The 15,861-nt window shown below is 70.7% G+C and carries 19 protein-coding genes and 1 tRNA gene; 6 read left to right on the top strand and 14 right to left on the bottom strand.

The window, feature by feature from the left end; all coding sequences use genetic code 11:
- Positions 1-3,314: S41 family peptidase (locus E1298_RS30960; RefSeq protein WP_341770658.1), on the top strand; the 3,314-nt coding region annotated here is incomplete at its 5' end.
- Between the two features lie 63 nt (positions 3,315-3,377).
- Here E1298_RS30960 and E1298_RS30955 read toward each other — a convergent pair.
- From E1298_RS30955 to E1298_RS30945, 3 genes are all read right to left on the bottom strand, one after another.
- A complete protein-coding gene (locus E1298_RS30955; RefSeq protein ID WP_131899528.1) occupies positions 3,378-3,674 on the bottom strand; it encodes a hypothetical protein in 297 nt (98 codons plus the stop codon).
- Positions 3,675-3,963: 289 nt separating this feature from the next.
- The gene (locus tag E1298_RS30950; protein ID WP_243725917.1) at positions 3,964-5,148 is read right to left on the bottom strand and encodes an ATP-binding protein; all 1,185 of its coding nucleotides are present in this window, start codon (positions 5,146-5,148) and stop codon (positions 3,964-3,966) included.
- A gap of 273 nt (positions 5,149-5,421) precedes the next feature.
- Positions 5,422-6,432 carry a pirin family protein gene (locus tag E1298_RS30945; RefSeq protein ID WP_131899524.1) on the bottom strand — a complete coding sequence of 337 codons (1,011 nt, stop codon included), beginning with the start codon at positions 6,430-6,432 and terminating at the stop codon, positions 5,422-5,424.
- 178 nt (positions 6,433-6,610) lie between these two features.
- Between E1298_RS30945 and E1298_RS30940 the strand changes: the two genes are divergently transcribed.
- Positions 6,611-7,078: a MarR family winged helix-turn-helix transcriptional regulator gene (locus E1298_RS30940; RefSeq protein WP_131899522.1), complete on the top strand. Its 468-nt coding sequence runs from the start codon at positions 6,611-6,613 to the stop codon at positions 7,076-7,078.
- Here E1298_RS30940 and E1298_RS30935 read toward each other — a convergent pair.
- Positions 7,068-7,496 (bottom strand): hypothetical protein, encoded by a 429-nt coding sequence (locus tag E1298_RS30935; protein WP_131899520.1) that lies wholly within the window; start codon positions 7,494-7,496, stop codon positions 7,068-7,070. The genes E1298_RS30940 and E1298_RS30935 overlap by 11 nt on opposite strands.
- A gap of 164 nt (positions 7,497-7,660) precedes the next feature.
- On the opposite strand from E1298_RS30935, the gene E1298_RS30930 reads away from it, so the two are divergent.
- Entirely contained in the window at positions 7,661-8,398 is a 738-nt protein-coding gene (locus E1298_RS30930; protein ID WP_131899518.1) for a M15 family metallopeptidase, read from the top strand.
- Between the two features lie 119 nt (positions 8,399-8,517).
- Here the strand turns inward: E1298_RS30930 and E1298_RS30925 are convergent, their stop codons facing one another.
- The 6 genes from E1298_RS30925 to E1298_RS30905 form a co-directional block, all read right to left on the bottom strand.
- Complete coding sequence (locus E1298_RS30925) at positions 8,518-8,874, bottom strand: hypothetical protein (protein WP_131899516.1); 357 nt, start codon at positions 8,872-8,874, stop codon at positions 8,518-8,520.
- Complete coding sequence (locus tag E1298_RS30920; protein ID WP_131899514.1) at positions 8,871-9,107, bottom strand: hypothetical protein; 237 nt, start codon at positions 9,105-9,107, stop codon at positions 8,871-8,873. Before E1298_RS30920 ends, E1298_RS30925 begins: the two co-directional genes overlap by 4 nt.
- Before the next feature lie 102 nt (positions 9,108-9,209).
- On the bottom strand, positions 9,210-9,374 hold the full coding sequence (locus tag E1298_RS48535; RefSeq protein WP_165975751.1) for a hypothetical protein: 165 nt from the start codon (positions 9,372-9,374) through the stop codon (positions 9,210-9,212).
- Between the two features lie 21 nt (positions 9,375-9,395).
- Positions 9,396-9,611 (bottom strand): hypothetical protein, encoded by a 216-nt coding sequence (locus E1298_RS30915; protein WP_131899512.1) that lies wholly within the window; start codon positions 9,609-9,611, stop codon positions 9,396-9,398.
- A complete protein-coding gene (locus E1298_RS30910; protein ID WP_131899510.1) occupies positions 9,611-9,853 on the bottom strand; it encodes a hypothetical protein in 243 nt (80 codons plus the stop codon). Before E1298_RS30910 ends, E1298_RS30915 begins: the two co-directional genes overlap by 1 nt.
- Before the next feature lie 57 nt (positions 9,854-9,910).
- On the bottom strand, positions 9,911-11,065 hold the full coding sequence (locus E1298_RS30905) for an XRE family transcriptional regulator (protein ID WP_243725916.1): 1,155 nt from the start codon (positions 11,063-11,065) through the stop codon (positions 9,911-9,913).
- A 216-nt stretch (positions 11,066-11,281) separates the two neighbouring features.
- On the opposite strand from E1298_RS30905, the gene E1298_RS30900 reads away from it, so the two are divergent.
- From E1298_RS30900 to cyaB, 3 genes are read left to right on the top strand one after another with little or no spacing between them, the layout of a single operon-like run.
- Positions 11,282-11,869, top strand: coding sequence for an NsdA family TPR-like regulatory protein (locus tag E1298_RS30900; RefSeq protein ID WP_131899506.1), 588 nt, complete (start codon positions 11,282-11,284; stop codon positions 11,867-11,869).
- Entirely contained in the window at positions 11,869-12,759 is an 891-nt protein-coding gene (ribD, locus tag E1298_RS30895; RefSeq protein WP_131899504.1) for a bifunctional diaminohydroxyphosphoribosylaminopyrimidine deaminase/5-amino-6-(5-phosphoribosylamino)uracil reductase RibD, read from the top strand. Before E1298_RS30900 ends, ribD begins: the two co-directional genes overlap by 1 nt.
- A gap of 37 nt (positions 12,760-12,796) precedes the next feature.
- The gene (gene cyaB / locus E1298_RS30890; protein WP_207944936.1) at positions 12,797-13,351 is read left to right on the top strand and encodes a class IV adenylate cyclase; all 555 of its coding nucleotides are present in this window, start codon (positions 12,797-12,799) and stop codon (positions 13,349-13,351) included.
- 32 nt (positions 13,352-13,383) lie between these two features.
- Here the strand turns inward: cyaB and E1298_RS48530 are convergent, their stop codons facing one another.
- From E1298_RS48530 to E1298_RS30875, 4 genes are all read right to left on the bottom strand, one after another.
- Positions 13,384-13,551: a hypothetical protein gene (locus tag E1298_RS48530; protein ID WP_165975750.1), complete on the bottom strand. Its 168-nt coding sequence runs from the start codon at positions 13,549-13,551 to the stop codon at positions 13,384-13,386.
- A gap of 34 nt (positions 13,552-13,585) precedes the next feature.
- Positions 13,586-13,677 (bottom strand) — tRNA-Ser (locus E1298_RS30885).
- Positions 13,678-13,764: 87 nt separating this feature from the next.
- Positions 13,765-14,139, bottom strand: coding sequence for a cupin domain-containing protein (locus E1298_RS30880; RefSeq protein WP_131899502.1), 375 nt, complete (start codon positions 14,137-14,139; stop codon positions 13,765-13,767).
- Positions 14,140-14,169: 30 nt separating this feature from the next.
- Positions 14,170-15,861, bottom strand: a 1,692-nt coding sequence (locus E1298_RS30875) for a MinD/ParA family ATP-binding protein (RefSeq protein WP_243725915.1), incomplete at its 5' end; no start/stop codon positions are given.

Genomic DNA, 15,861 nt, shown 5'->3' with positions numbered 1-15,861 from the left:
AAGAGACAGCATCGGGGGAGGGCCGGGCTGCGGAGGGCCTGGCCGCGGGCGGATACTTGCGCTTTCCGTCGATCCGCGGCGGCGACGTCGTCTTCGTGTGCGAGGACGACCTGTGGACGGTGCCCGTCGACGGTGGCCGGGCGTACCGGTTGACCGCCGGGGTCGCGGAGGCCGCCTACCCCCGGCTCTCCCCCGACGGGCGGCTGCTGGCGTTCGTCGGGCGCGAGGAGGGGCCGGCGGAGGTGTACGTCATGCCCGCGGCGGGCGGCGCGGCGCGGCGGCTCACCTTCCATGGGACGTCGTGCACGATCACCGGCTGGGACCCGTCCAGCGGAATCGTCTACGCCTGCGACGTCCGCCAGCCGTTCCACCGCTACGACTGGCTGCACCGGATCGATCCCAGCGGCGCGAGTGTGCCCGTCCATCTGCCGTTCGGCCCGGCCACCAGCGCCTCCTACGGTCCGGACGGCGGCATCGTCATCGGCCGCAGCACCGCCGACCCCGCCCGGTGGAAGCGCTACCGCGGCGGGACGGCCGGGGACCTGTGGATCGACCCGGACGGCTCCGGCGGCTTCCGGCGGCTGATCTCCCTGGACGGCAACCTCGCCGCGCCCTGCTGGGTCGGCGGCCGGATCTACTTCCTCTCCGACCACGAGGGCATCGGCAACGTCTACTCCTGCCTCCCGGACGGTCGGGACCTGCGCCGGCACACCGCCCACGAGGACTACTACGCGCGCAACCTCGCCGACGACGGGCGGCGGCTCGTCTACCACGCCGCCGCCGACCTGTACGTCCTGGATCCGGACGATCCCGCCGGGCGGGGCCCGCGCCGGATCGACGTGCGGCTCGGCAGCTCGCGCACCCAGCGCAACCGGCGGTTCGTCCCGGCCGCCGACTACCTCGACTCCGCCACGGTGAACTCGGCGGGCGACGGCCTGGCGATCACGACGCGGGGCAAGGCGTACTCGTTCGGCGCCTGGGAGGGGCCCGTCCGGCAGCACGGCCGCCAGGACGGCGTCCGCTACCGGCTGCTGACCTGGTTCAACGACGACCGGCGGCTGATCGCGGCGGCGTCGGGGGAGGACGGGCGGGAGCGGCTGGTCGTGCTCACCGCGGACGGCGAGCGGGACGCGGCGCACGCCGAGACGGCCGGTGACGTCGGACGGGTGCTGGAGCTGGCGCCGTCCCCCGCCGCCGACCGGGTCGCCTTCACCAACCACCGCAACGAGCTGTACCTGCTCGACCTCACCGGCGGGCCGCTGGAACCGGTCCCGCTGGACGTCAGCCCGTACGGGGCGATCACCGGGCCGGCGTGGTCGCCCGGCGGGGAGTGGATCGCCTACGCCTGCCCCGACACCGCCCAGACCACGGCGATCAAGGTGTGCCACGCTGGCACGGGGCTGGCCATGCCGGTGACCCGACCGGTCCTGCACGACCGCGCCCCCGCCTGGGATCCGGACGGCCGGTACCTCTACTTCATCGGGCAGCGGGTGTTCAATCCGGTCGCCGACACGCTCCAGTTCGACCGCGGCTTCCCCCTCGGGGCCCGGCCGTACGCGATCACGCTGCGCCGCGACGTGGGCTCGCCGTTCGTCGCGGCGCCGCGTCCGCTGACGGGCGATGGGCCCTCGCCTGAGACACCCGGTGAGGACCCCGACCCGGCTGTCTCGCCTGAGGCACCTGGCGAGGACCCCGACCCGGCCCTGCGGCCGGGCGCCGAGGCGCGGCCGGCGATCGACTTCGACGGGATCGAGCGGCGGGTCGTCGCCCTCCCCGTCGGCGAGGGCCGGTACGGAAAGATCGCCGGGCTCAGGGGCAAGGTCCTGTACTCGGTCTTCCCCGTGCAGGGCGGGCGCGGTGACGAGCCCCCGCTCGGACGGGTCGACGTCTTCGACCTCGGCACCCAGCAGGCGCAGACGCGGCTACGCGAGGTCAGCGACTTCTGGCTGGCGCGAGACGGCGCGACCCTGCTCTACCGTTCGCGCTCGCGCCTCCGGCTCGTCTCGGCGGGCCGCGAGCAGCCCCAGGACGACAGGCCAGGGCGGCGCAGCGGCTGGGTCGACCTCGGCCGGGTCAAGGTGTCGGTCTGCCCGGCGGTCGAATGGCGGCAGATGCTGCGCGAGACGTGGGTGCTGCAGCGCGAGCACTTCTGGGACGAGGACATGGCCGGCATCGACTGGAATGCCGTCTACCGCCGGTACTTGCCGCTCGTCGACCGGGTCACGACCCGGGGCGAGTTCTCCGACCTGCTCTGGGAGATGCAGGGCGAGCTGGGCACGTCCCACGCGTACGAGAGCGGCGGCGAGTACCGTCGCCGTCCGAGGTACGACCAGGGGTTCCTCGGCGTGAACTGGACGATCGAGGACGGCGCGTTCGTCATCGAGCACATCGTCGGCGGCGACCCGTGGGACGTCACCGCCACGTCGCCGCTGAACCGCCCGGGGGTGGACGTCCGGCCGGGCGACGCCGTCGTGGCGATCAACGGCGAGCCGGTCGCGGCGGGCGGCGTCGTCCCGGGCGAGCGGCTGGTCAACCAGGCGGAGGCGGAGGTGCTGCTGACGATCCGGCGCGGCGCCGGGGAGCCGTTCACCGTCGTCGTCCGGACGCTCGCGGACGAGCGGGCCGGACGCTACCGCGACTGGGTCACCGCCAACCGCGCGCTCGTCCACGGGCGGACCGGCGGCCGGGTCGGCTACATCCATGTCCCGGACATGGGCGCGGACGGATTCGCCGAGTTCCACCGCGGCTTCCTCGCCGAGTACGACCGGGAGGCGCTGATCGTGGACGTCCGGTTCAACGGCGGAGGGAACGTCTCGGGGCTGCTGCTGCAGAAGCTGGCCCGGCGGCGGCTGGGCTACAACTTCCCGCGCTGGGGCGTGCCCACGCCGTACCCCAGGGAGTCGCCGCGCGGCCCGATGGTCGCGATCATCAACGAGCGGACCGGCTCGGACGGCGACCTGTTCAGCCACGCGTTCAAGCTGCTCGGGCTGGGGCCGCTCGTCGGGCGGCGGACGTGGGGAGGCGTGGTGGGGATCCGGCCGCGGCACCGCCTCGCGGACGGGACGGTCACGACGCAGCCGGAGTTCTCGTTCGCCTTCGACGACGTGGGATGGCGGGTCGAGAACTACGGGACCGACCCGGACATCGAGGTCGAGATCACGCCGCAGGACCACGCGAAGGGCGACGACACGCAACTGCTGCGGGCGGTGGAGGAGGCGCTGCGCCTGCTGGAGCGGTCTCCGGCGCACACGCCCGACCCGTCCGCCCGTCCGGAGGTCCGTTCGACGCTGCGGCTGCCCCCGCGCGAACCCTAGCCAAGGGCCGCATCCGGGCGATCGGATGCGGCCCGTGCCCGGTTGGCGGTCAGGGGAGGGCGGTCACCAGTTGTCCTCGGACTCGTCCATCTGGTCTGGGCGGTTCGCGCGGGCGTCGTCGTCGCGGCGAGCGTGCTTTCCGCCTCGGCGGGGCCGGTCGTCGTCCATGCCGGACGAGTACTGGTCGTCGTCCTGGTTGGAGAACCGGCCGCCCTCGGCGGTGTATCCGCCCTCGGAGTCGGACGTGCCGCCGCGCCCCGTCAAGCGCTCGTCCTCGTCCATCGAGGACGACACCTCGTCCCGGGACGAGTACTGGTCGTCCGGATCCTGATTCCGGTAGCGATCCTGCTCGTTCGTCATGTTTCCCCCGATGTCGACTTCGCTCCCGTTTTGGGGGCGATGCACGGGGGGTTATACCCATCTCACTTCTCGTAACAACTCTCAGGCATGCGAGCGCTCTTCGCCTCTATAAGGCTTTCTACGAATAATCCTAGAAATGCTTAGAGAAACCCAGAGGCAAGGCGAGGAGAATCTACAGCTCTCTACGATCAGTTCTAGAGAGCCGTATATTTTCCGGACGACGTGGTTCGATGCGTCTTTCTACCGCTCTCTAGCACCGCGGCTAGAGAGCTTTAGAGCGGTGTAGCGGTCAGGCGGGTTGGGAGCGGAGGAACTTGCCGAAGTGCGGCACGGTGAACGCGACCATGCCGCGCTCGGCGCTGTAGATCAGGCCCTTCTTGATGAGGCCGTCGCGGGCGGGCGAGAGGCTGGACGGCTTGCGCCCCAGCTCCTCGGCGACCGATGAGGTGGGAACTGGGTCGTCGCCGAGCCCGGCCATCGCGCGCATGTAGTCGCGCTCGGCCGGGGTCGCGCGCTCGTAGCGGCTGCCGAAGAAGCCGACGGCGAGCTCGCTCTCGGCCTCCGGCGCGGCGACCTTGATGTCGTCGGCGGTGATGGGCGTGTCGGGCGCGACGTCCCAGACGACCTTGGCGTACGCCTGGACGAAGTAGGGGTAGCCGTCGGCGGCGCCGTACAGCGCGTCGAGGGCGTCCTCGGTGAAGGTGACCTCCTCCCGCTCGGCGGGCGCCAGCAGCGCGACGTCGGCCGACTCGCGGTCGAGCCGATCGATGCGGGCGTAGCGGAACAGCCGCTCGGAGTAGGACTTGCTGGCCGACAGGACGGCCGGGAGGTGCGGCAGGCCGGCGCCCACCACGATCAGCGGCCCGCCGTTCTGCGACAGCTCGTGGCAGGCGGCGCACAGCGCGGACACGTCGTCGGCCGGGATGTCCTGCATCTCGTCGACGAACAGGGCGATGCCGGCGCCCACGTCCGTCGCGACGGACGCGGCGTCGACGAACAGCTCGGTGAGGTCGATCTCCAGGTCGCCGGAGTCGGCGCGGCCGCGCGAGGCGGGCACGTCGATGCCGGGCTGCCAGCGGTGCGCCCGCGCCTTGGCCCGGCCGGACGGCTCCTCCCCGGCCTGCGCGAACGCCTTGAGCACGCCGAGGAACCCCTCGATGCGGTCGGGCGCGCGGTGCCGGGGCGCCAGCTCCCGGACGGCCATGTGCAGGGCGGAGGCGACCGGGCGGCGGATCGACTGGTCGGGCCGCGCCTCGATCTTGCCGGTGCCCCACAGCCGTTGGATCGCCATCGAGCGGAATGCGTTGAGCAGGACGGTCTTGCCCACCCCGCGCAGCCCGGTGATGATCATGCTGCGCTCGGGGCGGCCCCGGGCCACCCGTTCGAGGACCACCTCGAACTGCTGGATCTCACGGTCGCGGCCGGCCAGCTCCGGGGGGCGCTGCCCGGCGCCAGGGGCATAGGGATTGCGCACGGGGTCCACGGTCTCGGACTCTATGAGGCGATATAGCTGTGGCCGTAGATTTGCGTAGAAACCGCTACGGCGTGTCGCGCGCGGCGGGCGGCGGCAGCGCGCCGCGCCTTCGAGGCCCCCCGCGGCCACCGTCGCCACCATGTCGCCTCCCGGGCGAGCGCGTTCATCGACCAAGCCAGTCGAATCTCTGTTCGACTACTCGAACACACTAGCGCATGCCCTCCCCTCCGTCACCCGAACCCGCCAACTTCCGCGGCACACCGCCGTGGAGGGTCAGGAGAGGGGCTCGTCGGCGGCCGAGCGGTGCGGGACCTTCTCCGCCGGGACCGTCCCCATGCGTCCGGCCTGGAAGTCCTCGAACGCCTGGACGATCTCGTCCCGGGTGTTCATCACGAACGGCCCGTACCGCGCGACCGGCTCCCGGATCGGCAGCCCGCCCAGAACGAGGATCTCCCACCCACCGGCGCTGGCCTGCGGCTGCGTGCCTGCGGCGCGGACGACCAGTCCGTCGCCCGAGCCCTTGTGGTGGGAGCCCGCGAAGACGCCGAGCTGTCCTTCGTCCAGCCCGGCCTCCTCGACGCCCGCCGTCCCGCGCCCGGAGAGCACGTACACCATGGCGTTGAACTCGCGCGGCCACGGCAGGGTCAGGCGCGCACCCGGCGCGACGGTCGCGTGCAGGTAGTTGATGGGCGTGTACGTGACGCCCGGCCCGTCGTATCCCCCGACCGACCCGGCGATGACGCGGACGAGCGACGAGCCGTCGTCGGCGGCCAGCAGCTTCACATCGCGCGCCCTGATGTCCTGGTAGCGCGGCGCGACCCACTTCTGGGCGCGGGGCAGATTTACCCACAGCTGGACGCCGTGGAACAGACCGCCCTTGGCGACGAGGTCCGGCGGCGGCTGCTCGATGTGCTGGATGCCGGACGCGGCCGTCATCCACTGAGTGCCGCCGTCGGCGATGAGGCCGCCCCCACCGGTGGTGTCCTGGTGCTCGAAGGCGCCGTCGATGATGTAGGTGACGGTCTCGAACCCGCGGTGCGGATGCCACGGGGTGCCCTTCGCCTCGCCCGGCGCGTACTCCACCGCGCCCATGTGGTCGAGGAGCAGGAACGGGTCGGCCAGGGACAGGTCCATGCCGGGGAACGGGCGCCGGACCTGGAAGCCCTCGCCCTCAAGGTGGCGCTTGGCGGTCACGACCTTCGCGACGCGGCGCCAGTCGGTGTCGTCCTCGGGAAGCAGCGGGAGGCGCGGCAGGGTCAGCGGGTCGGCCTTCACGGCGGGCATCGGTGTCTCCGATCGGTTCGGCGGTGCTCCGGGCTCGCCCTCCGGCTGGAGGGCGATGCCGGTGTAACGTAGTTGATTCTTCAACTATTTCCCCGTACGGACACCGCGTGTACCGTCCTGATACGGAGACGGTAGCCATGATTAGTTGAACATTCAACATGTGGCCTATACTCGTCCCATGAGCGAACCACGCTGGCTCGATGCCACCCAGCAGCGCGATTGGCGGGCCTACGTGGACGGCAGCGTCCGGATCACCGAGATCATGGACCGCGACCTCAAGACCAGGCACGGGCTGTCGGTGTCGGAGTACGAGATCCTCGTCCGGCTCTCGGAGGCGCCCGAGCGGCGCCTGCGGATGGCCGAGCTGGCCGAGAACGCCAGCCAGTCGCGCAGCCGCCTGTCGCACACCTGCTCGCGCCTGGAGTCCAAGGGCCTGGTCAAGAGGGACAGCTGCCCCAACGACAAGCGCGGCGTCTACGCCCATCTCACCGAGGAGGGCTTCGCCGCCCTCGAACGGGCCGCCCGTGACCACGTCGAGGTCGTCCGGACGTTCTTCATCGACGTGATCCAGCCCGAGGACCTCGAAGCCATCGGCCGCGCCTTCACCGCCGTGATGAAGCGCCTCGGCGCCGCGCCTACAGGGTGACGCTCACTCCCGTGAGGAAGCCCACGGAGACCAGCGTCAGGAACACCCAGGCGAGCATCATCCCGACGCCGACCGCACGCCACCGGCCGCCGACCTTCCACACCAGCAGCCCGCCGAGCCCGAACGCCAGGACGAGCAGGGTCACGAACTGGGGCAGCAGGCTCGGCCTCCGGCTCGTCATCAGCGGCGCGTACATCATCACGGCGTCGACGAACACGAACGTGACGAAGCCCGCCGCGGTCGCCCCGATGTCGCGGCCGCCGAGCGTCCGCGTCCGCTCGAAGAACTCCTGGACGCGTTCGGAACGCAGCAGCAGCCGCGGCCGCACCTCCGCCGCCTGCTCGACCTCCACGCTGTGCGCCACGGCGAAGATGTCGTCTTCGAGGCTCGGGAGATCCCTCTCCTGAGAATCCGACATGCCGGCTCCCTGGGCCGGTGGATGCCGGGGATGACATGCCCGGCGCCTAGACGACGTTTCCCGGCGCGTCCGCCCCGGCCCCGTCACGGCGTGCGCGCCCTCAACCGCACCGTAGCGAATCCAGGGTCCAACGCGAAGGGCACCCGGCGTGCGATCCTGCGGAGATGCCAGGCAGAGGGCCTTTCCGCACCGCGGCGTTCGTGGCCGCGTTCATCACCGTGACGACCGCCACGACCGGTTGCGGCCGTGGATCCGACGACGACTCCGGGAAGAGCGGATCGGCGACGCCCGCCACCCCGCCGTCCGGGGCGGCCTCGCCGTCCGCGAAGCCGCAGGGCTTCCAGGCGGAGATCAAGAGGGTGACGGCCAAGGACCTGCGGTACTCATGGCGCAAGGGCTGCCCCGTCGCGCCGTCCGGGCTCCGGATGATCGAGATGACCTTCTGGGGCATGGACCGCAAGCCGCATCCGGACGGAAGGCTGGTCGTCAACGCGAAGGCGGCCGAGGACCTCGTCAAGGTCTTCAGGAGGCTGTACGACATGCGCTACCCGATCAGGCGCATCGAGCCGGTCGACGTCTACAAGGGCAGCGACTTCGACTCGATCGAGGCCGGCAACACCTCGGCCTTCAACTGCCGCAACGCGACCGGGTCGAGCACCTGGTCCCAGCACGCCTACGGCCTCGCGGTCGACCTCAACACCTGCGAGAACCCCTACGTCAGCGCCAGCGGCAAGATCGAGCACAAGGACTGCGTGAAGTACGGGAACCGCAAGAACCGCGACCCCGGGGTCATCCACGCCGGCGACAGGGTCGTCAAGGCCTTCGCCTCGATCGGCTGGGGCTGGGGCGGCAACTGGAACGGCGTCAAGGACTACCAACACTTCTCCAGCACCGGCCGCTAAACAAGGTCGGGGGTGCGAGCGCAGGCTGCGGCGATCTGCAGGGCGCGCCGCCGGATCGCGGCGTACAGCGCGTCAGGGGGACCGCACGACCCGGCCTCCAGCCGGTCAGGCTCCCTCCATCAGGTCCGCCCCAGTGAGGTCCGGAGCCGGCTGATCAGGCCGCGTGGGGGCGCGTCCTTCTCGGCGCTGGCCGCGCGCCGAACGGCCGCCACGATGGCGTCCGGCGCGAGCCGCGCACCGATCTCCGCGACCGCCCGCGGAAGATCATGGCAAGGGGCCAGCGGATCGCCGGTGGAGTCGACGAACCAGGGCACCCCGCCCACGCCCGCCTTGACGCGGACACTCTCCCCGACCACGGGAAGACTGGGCGACAGCACATGCAACCGCTCAGGCGCCTGCTCGTAGCGAGGACGCACCGTCCACCCCTCGGTGGCCAGCGCCCGCGCGAGCAGATCGAGATAGTCGGCGGCGATCACAGAACGTCCCCTGGAGCCACGTCGCGGGGCACCAGATCCGCCGCAGCCGGACCACGGTCACAACCCTGGCCCCCAGGGACGTGTCGAAGCCGCGCCCGTCCACGCTCGCCCATGTCCGCGTCCACCAGCGGGGCGCGGGTGCGTAGCTCGACGTACACCGCGTCCACGGGCCCGTACATCTGCGCCCCTAGATCACAGAACTCATCGAGTCCGCGGGGCTTGTCGACTTGCATGAAAACTCCTCATCACGTTGCGGATGTGATGCGCGCCGCCGGCATCCGCGCTAGGAATCCGGGGCCGCGGCGATAGATGGGACGGCGCGGCCTACGCAGCGGTCAGTGCCTCGGCCGCGCCGTCCCAGCTCGATGGGCCGGCAGCCGCTCGACAATCTCCCGCCACGGCTCCGGCGTCTCCTGCCGCACCCACAACTCGCGGACGCCGCGCCTGGTGCTGGCGCGCCACCAGCCATCGCCCTCGGGGTAGAACGTCGCGAACGTCACGTCCCGGCACACCTGCTGATCTCATGCCGCTCGCCTCCGCGCGGCCAGGATCTGCTCGCCGAGCCGGGCGGGCGTCGGCGCCTCGACCAACCACGTGCGATCGACCAGCGCCCACCACGCGCAGGTGAAGATGCCCCACCACGCCACCACCCCATACCGGCGCTCAAGCTCGCGGGCCTCCGCCTCACAGATCGACGTGACGTCAATGGTCGCGGTGTCCTCGAACGGCCCCCGCATCACGACCGCCTCGTGCGCCAGCCGTCCAGGATCGCGACCTCAAGGAGCCACTCCCGGGGCATCTTGGCATCGCGGGCCGTGAGGGTGTGGATGCCGCCGTTCCAGCGCATCTCGTGCCGCCGCTGCGCACGCCACGGGATGGCGATTCCGCTCCGATGCCGGAAATGCCAGCTGTCGAACTCTGCGCGCAGCCGGGTGAGCGTCTCCAGAACCTCGGCTTCCTCGGGATCCGTGTGCATCATGTGACATAGAGTCACAGCGCCCGCAGCAAGGAGGGGACAGGATTCCTGTCCCCTATCTCAGATGAGCAGCCCGATCCGGTCGGCGAGATCCCGGGCTTCCTGCCGAAGCGTTGCCGGGCCTTCGTGCACGAGTTCCGTGGTCATGCGCCGGGCGTAGCCGTTGTATCGGATCGTCTCCGGCGCCGTCGTGTACGCCTTGCCCAGCGTGTTGAGCGTCTCACCCTTGTCCCCGGCGAGCTGCCATGCCCTCGCCGCCTCGATCAGATGCCGACTGCGCCGGGGCTGGGACGGGATGGCGGCACGCTCGGTCTTCCTGGCCTGCCTGCGCGCCTCACCGCCCTGCCGCAACTCGACCGCGATCGTGACCGCGTGAGCGCCCATGATGACCCGCGAAAACGACGTCATAGGGTCGTAGTGGCCGGACGGCAAGGACTGTGCGATCCGGTCGGCCTGATCCCACCAATGCCACGCCGTGCCGCTCTGTCCAGCCCGCGCAGCGGTATACGCAACCTCATGGTGGAGCGCTCCCCAGATGGCGCGCAGGTCATCGTCCGCATCGTCAAGACGGGGGCGGAGCAGTTCCAGGCCCTCGCGGTTGACGGCCTCGGCCGCGTCGAAGTCCCCCGCGTCCCGGTGCGCCTGGGCCGCCAGCCACACCGCGCCACCGAAAGCGCGCGGATCCTCGGACTCCTCCGCCGCCATGATGGACCGCTCAACGATGCGCCAGAGAAGATCGGCGGACGGCTGGTAGGCCACGAAGAACTGGGCGAGGTTGTAGACACCGGCGAGGATCGCCAGGGCACGCCGCCGGTCGGCGCCCTCGTACGTGCGGGCCGCGCGTTTGGCGTCCCGGATCATCTCGGGCAGCAGTGTGCCGAGGACCGTCCGGTGATCGGGGGCGGCGTGCCGGGCGCGCCATGCCGCGTCGAGCCGGGCCTGAAGATGCGCCAGCGGCGGGGGAGGCTCCGTCATCGACACAGCCACAACGTTGATCGCGTCCCGGACCGCGGGGAGCGCGGGATGGCCGAGACCGCGGAACATCTCAGTGGGGAGCGGCGGCCCGCCGACCAGCTTGGAGATATCGCGAAGCTTCAGGGCCTCGGCGATGGACAGCAGGATCGGGAGCTTGGGCTGCTGGATCTCGCCCCGTTCGACCGCCTTGACCCACCGGCCCTTCTTGCCGACGAGGCCGCCGAGGACGTCCCGGGACATGCCGCACCGGTCACGGTAATACTGAATCCGCTGCCCAACAGTGAGATCCGGGTCGGAGGGATCGATGCTACGGTCGTCCATAGGCCCTGCACCCTCCTGAGTCTCGACAACTCCAGGCTAGGCGCAGGGCTTTCGTGTTTCACAGCGGATAGGTGACCTGACCTCCGCAACGCTGCCCTCCAGAGCTAAGGTGCCACGCTGTTTCAGTAGTCGACCTTGTTCTTCAAGCACCACGTGTTAATCGCGCACGCAGCCGTCATCGCCCCGCCGGTCAGCCTTGCTGAGGACGCCCGACGCGAGCAGCGCGGGGAGCCGTCCCCGATGCTGGCAGCGATCCTCCAGCAGACCGCCCTCGCGCTCGCCCTAGACCATGCCGAGACCCGGTGCCACCGTGCCCTCGACGAGGCGCTCACGTTCGCTGTGACGGACGAGACCGCGGACGCCAGCGCCGGTCACGGTTCGTTCTGCACACCCGCCTACCTGGAGATGCAGCGCGGACGCTGCTGGGCCCAACTCGGCAAACCCGGCAAGGCCATTCCCGCATTCGAGAACGCGCTCGCGGCGCTCCCCGCCGCGTATCAGCGGGACCGCGGAGTTGCCTACGCTGGGCTTGCCGAGGCGCTCCTTGCCGATGACCAGGTCGAGCGGGCAGCCCAGGCGGTGGGCGAGGCCCTGACGATCGCCCAGGACAGCGGATCGGCCAGAATCGGCGGCATGGTCGCCGCCGTCGCTGATGGGCTCGAATCCCATCAGCGCTCCGAACCCGTCGCCGAGTTGTTCGCGCATCTGACCGGGGAAGCCTGATGCCCTCGCACGTCGAGCTGGCCGCGATGCGCCGCGCGATCGGTATCTCAGCGACCGGCCTTGGCCGGACAAGTCCCAACCCACCGGTCGGATGCGTCATCCTCGACCAGGAGGGCGCAGTCGTCGGCGAGGGTTACCACCTGCGGAAGGGCGAAGCGCACGCCGAGGTGAATGCCCTGGCCGCCGCAGGTGACCGCGCCCAAGGCGGCACCGCCGTTGTGACGCTGGAGCCCTGCAACCACCACGGGCGCACGCCACCGTGTCGTCAAGCCCTTCTCGACGCAGGTGTGCACCGCGTGCTGATCGCCGTCATGGACCCCACCTCACGCGGTGACGGTGGAGCCTCCGTCCTCCGCGACGCCGGCGTCACGGTCGAAACGGGCGTATTGGAAGACGAGGCGCTGACCGTGCTCGGCCCCTGGTTGACTGCTACCACCAGCGGACGCCCGGTGGTCACTTGGCCGTACCTGGTGGACGGCACGGCTGTCCGCGCTTTGCCTGACGAGTTGCTCGCCGCCGAGGTGCTCCGGCAGCACGCGGACGCCATCCTTCGCCCGGACGGCCGAGTCACCGAAGCGGTACCCGACTCGCACGGGCCCGGCATCCTGCACCTACGTGACATCAACCCCGCCGTAGAACTCCCGGCAGCCGCACTCAAGTCAATCCACGGCGGTGGGGTGCGATCACTCCTGCTATCCGGTCACGCCGACCTCGGCGAACGATTCGCGTCGGCCGGACTCGTCGACCGGATCGTGGCGTACCTCGCGCCGGTCACACCCTCGTCGGAAGGCTACTCGGGCCTCCCACTCCCAGGGCTCCCGCGAGGCTTCCGGATCACGGCAGCGGGGCGGGGGTCCAGCATGGTGCGCGTCGAAGCCGAACCGATCTAGCGCCGCGCCCGGCGGCTGGGGAAGGGGGCGGGATCTGGTGATCGAGGCTGAGGTGAAAGCCCGCGTTCGCGACCCTGGGGCCCTGCGCGAGCGGCTCCGCGGCCGCGCGCCCGAGGAGGTGAGTACGTACTGGGACATCTACTACGACCGTCCGGACGGCTCCCTCACGAGCGAGGGCCGGGAGTTGCGGTTGCGGGTCATCGACCGGTCCAGCACGCGCCGCGCTCTGCTGACCTACAAGGAGGCGGCCGTCGACTCCGCATCCGGGTCGAAGCCGGAGCACGAGACGAAGGTCGCGGACCCGGCCGTGATCGACGCCGTTCTGCGGGCGCTCGGCGCCGTCGAATACGTCCGCCTGACCAAGCACTGCGCGAACTACCGGTTCACCGCAGCTGGACGGGACATGCTTGCGACGGTGGTCACCGTCCCGGAACTCGACGGCACGTTCGTCGAGCTGGAGACCGTGGCCGCCGAGGACGATGTGGACGCCGCGCTCGCGGACGTCCGCGCCGTCCTGGCCGACCTTGGAATCGACCAGGACGATCTGACCACGGAGCAGTACACCGAGGCCGTCCTCCAGGCTCGCCGCTGAACGGTGGCCGGACGATCCGTTCGCATCCTGTGTCAGATCATCAGCAGGGCGGCCACGAGGATCGCTAGGAGGGCGACCACGGCGACGGCGCCGATGATGAGGCCGATGCTGGGGCCGGAGGATTTCTCGTTCTGGCCCTGGCTGGCGAAGGTCTGGAACTGGTGCGTCGTCCCGGCGGGATCATTCGGTGTCTGTGGCATGCGGAAGAGGGTAACGGACGAGGCGGGAGTTTCCTGGCGGAGAGTGTGGGATTCGAACCCACGAGGACTGTCCCCAGCCCTGGGCGCTTTCAAGGCGCCTGCACTAGTCCACTATGCGAACTCTCCAGGTGACCACGGACAACGATAGCGGGCACGGAAGGCTGCGATCGACCGCATATCGCATGTTCACGGGGGTTTCCGTGAAGCGCGGCCCTACGCTTCCGGGACGGCGTATCCCGGGATGGACGGCCATCGGACGGTCATGACGACCGACTCCTCCTCGGCGTGCCATGAGTGGTCGACGCCGCGTCCCCACACCACGTAGTCGCCCTGCTCGGTGAGCAGCACGTCCCGTCCGGGGAACTCCATCCGGAACCGGCCGCTGATCAGCACGAGCAGCGCGGTGCGCTTCTCACCGGTGGTCCACTGGGCGCGCCGCTCGCCCTTCGGGTGGACGCCCCACTTGATCTCGACCTCGTCGCTGTGCCGGACGTCGCCGGACGGCTTGAAGTGCCCCAGCAGCCAGCCCCGGTCCCCCGCGGCGTCCGGGGCCGCCTTACCCACGTACACGCTCTCGCTGTCCTCCACGGATCGCGACTCTAAGCGCCCTTCGTCCGGTCAGGACGGCTGGGGGCGCTGGAACGCGAATCCGTCACCGACCACGGCGGCCAGGTTCAGGTACGCCTCGCGTGTCGCGGGGGCGAGCTGCTCCAGTTCCAGCTCCGCGCCCTCCTCCAGGTGGTCGTCGTAGGGGATCCGGACGACCGCGCGGCAGCGGCTCTCGAAGTGCGCCTGGAGCTTGTCCAGGTCGACCTGGCTGCGCGTGCGGTTGCGGACCATCGACAGCACCACCACGCCGTTGCGGACGAGGTGGCCGTGGTCGTGCGCCTCCAGCCAGTCCAGGGTGGCGCTCGCGGACCGCGCACCGTCCACCGAAGGGGAACTCACCAGGACGAGCTGGTCGGCCAGGCTCAGCACCCCCGACATCGCCGAATGCAGCAGGCCGGTGCCGCAGTCGGTGATGCAGATCGAGTAGTACTGCTCCAGCACGACGGCCACGGCGGCGTAGTCCTCGGCGCTGAACGCCTCGCTGACCGCCGGGTCGCGGTCGGACGCGAGCACCTCAAGGCGCGCGACGTTCTGCGAGGTGAAGGCCCGCACGTCGGCGTACCGCTGGATCTTGTCGCGGTTGTTCAGCAGGTCGCGGACGGTCGCGGCCGTCTCCAGCTTGACCTTGTCCGACAGCGTGCCGCGGTCGGGGTTCGCGTCCACCGCGATGACCCGGTCGCCACGCAGCTGGCCCAGCATCGACCCGAGACCGGTCGTCGTGGTGGTCTTGCCCACGCCGCCCTTGAGCGACATGACCGCCACGCGGTGGTGCCCGCCGGCCACGACGGTCCGCGTCCGGGCGACCAGGTCCTTGCGGCGCAGCTCGCCCTGCGACTCGCCGGGGTGGATGTTGCCCGCGGTCGCCTTGTAGACCGCGCGCCGCCAGCCCGACGAGGGCGCGATGCGCCGCTCGCCCAGCAGGTTCTCCGAGCTGAGGCTCTCGGTGCTCTGCGGATCCTGCGGCGGCTGGCCGGGGTACTGCCCCTGCGGCGGGCCGACCGGCCGTCCAGGGGGCATCTGCTGGTACGCGCCGTGCGGCCCCTGCGGCGGCGGTCCGTATGCGTAACCCTGCTGCGGCGGTCTGACCTCCCCGCCGGGCCCCTGCTGGTAGGGCTGCCCGGTGTTCGGGTCGACGGGCGGATAGGGCTGCCCAGTGTTCGGGTCGATGGGCGGGTATGGCTGGCCGGTGTTGGGGTCCATCGGCGGGTACGGTTGTCCGCCCGCATTGGGACCTTGCGGCGGGTAGGGCTGTCCTGTGTTCGGATCCACCGGCGGGTAGGGCTGCTGACCGCCCGCGTTGGGATCCTGCGCGTACGGCTGGCCCGTGTTGGGGTTCATCGGCGGGCCTTGCGGGAAGGGCTGGCCGCCCGCGTTCGGATCCTGTGGATACGGCTGGCCGGTGTTCGGATCGACCGGCGGGTAGGGCTGCTGACCGCCCACGCTGGGGTCCTGGCCGTAAGGCTGACCCGTGTTGGGGTCCACCGGCGGGTACGGCTGGCCGCCCGCGTTCGGGTCCTGGCCGTATGGCTGGCCGGTGTTGGGGTCTTGGAGGAGGTACTGGTCCGAGAGGTACGGCGGGAGCTCGTCGAGGGGCGGGGCGGCCTCGCCGTTGGCGGTGGTCTCGTACTGCTGCGGCGGGGCGACCTCCCAGGGCTGCTGCTGGGAGTACGGCGACGGCTGCGGCTGGTACGGGGCCTGCGG

Source organism: Actinomadura rubrisoli (assembly GCF_004349215.1).
GTDB classification, from domain to species: Bacteria; Actinomycetota; Actinomycetes; order Streptosporangiales; family Streptosporangiaceae; genus Spirillospora; species Spirillospora rubrisoli.
Note: the sequence above shows the minus strand (reverse complement) of the source record. Positions and strands in the feature narration are given on the sequence as shown.

Excerpts from the sequence above, each read along its gene's own strand:
- E1298_RS30905 (WP_243725916.1), bottom strand. The coding sequence starts at position 11,065 with ATGTCCCGGGACGTCCTCGGCGGCCTCGTCGGCAAGAAGGGCCGGTGG.
- E1298_RS30920 (WP_131899514.1), bottom strand. The coding sequence starts at position 9,107 with ATGCAAGTCGACAAGCCCCGCGGACTCGATGAGTTCTGTGATCTAGGG.
- E1298_RS30940 (WP_131899522.1), top strand. The coding sequence starts at position 6,611 with ATGAGCGAACCACGCTGGCTCGATGCCACCCAGCAGCGCGATTGGCGG.
- E1298_RS30930 (WP_131899518.1), top strand. The coding sequence starts at position 7,661 with ATGCCAGGCAGAGGGCCTTTCCGCACCGCGGCGTTCGTGGCCGCGTTC.
- E1298_RS30915 (WP_131899512.1), bottom strand. The coding sequence starts at position 9,611 with ATGCGGGGGCCGTTCGAGGACACCGCGACCATTGACGTCACGTCGATC.
- E1298_RS30910 (WP_131899510.1), bottom strand. The coding sequence starts at position 9,853 with ATGATGCACACGGATCCCGAGGAAGCCGAGGTTCTGGAGACGCTCACC.
- E1298_RS30955 (WP_131899528.1), bottom strand. The coding sequence starts at position 3,674 with ATGACGAACGAGCAGGATCGCTACCGGAATCAGGATCCGGACGACCAG.
- E1298_RS48530 (WP_165975750.1), bottom strand. The coding sequence starts at position 13,551 with ATGCCACAGACACCGAATGATCCCGCCGGGACGACGCACCAGTTCCAG.
- ribD (WP_131899504.1), top strand. The coding sequence starts at position 11,869 with ATGCCCTCGCACGTCGAGCTGGCCGCGATGCGCCGCGCGATCGGTATC.
- E1298_RS30935 (WP_131899520.1), bottom strand. The coding sequence starts at position 7,496 with ATGTCGGATTCTCAGGAGAGGGATCTCCCGAGCCTCGAAGACGACATC.
- E1298_RS30945 (WP_131899524.1), bottom strand. The coding sequence starts at position 6,432 with ATGCCCGCCGTGAAGGCCGACCCGCTGACCCTGCCGCGCCTCCCGCTG.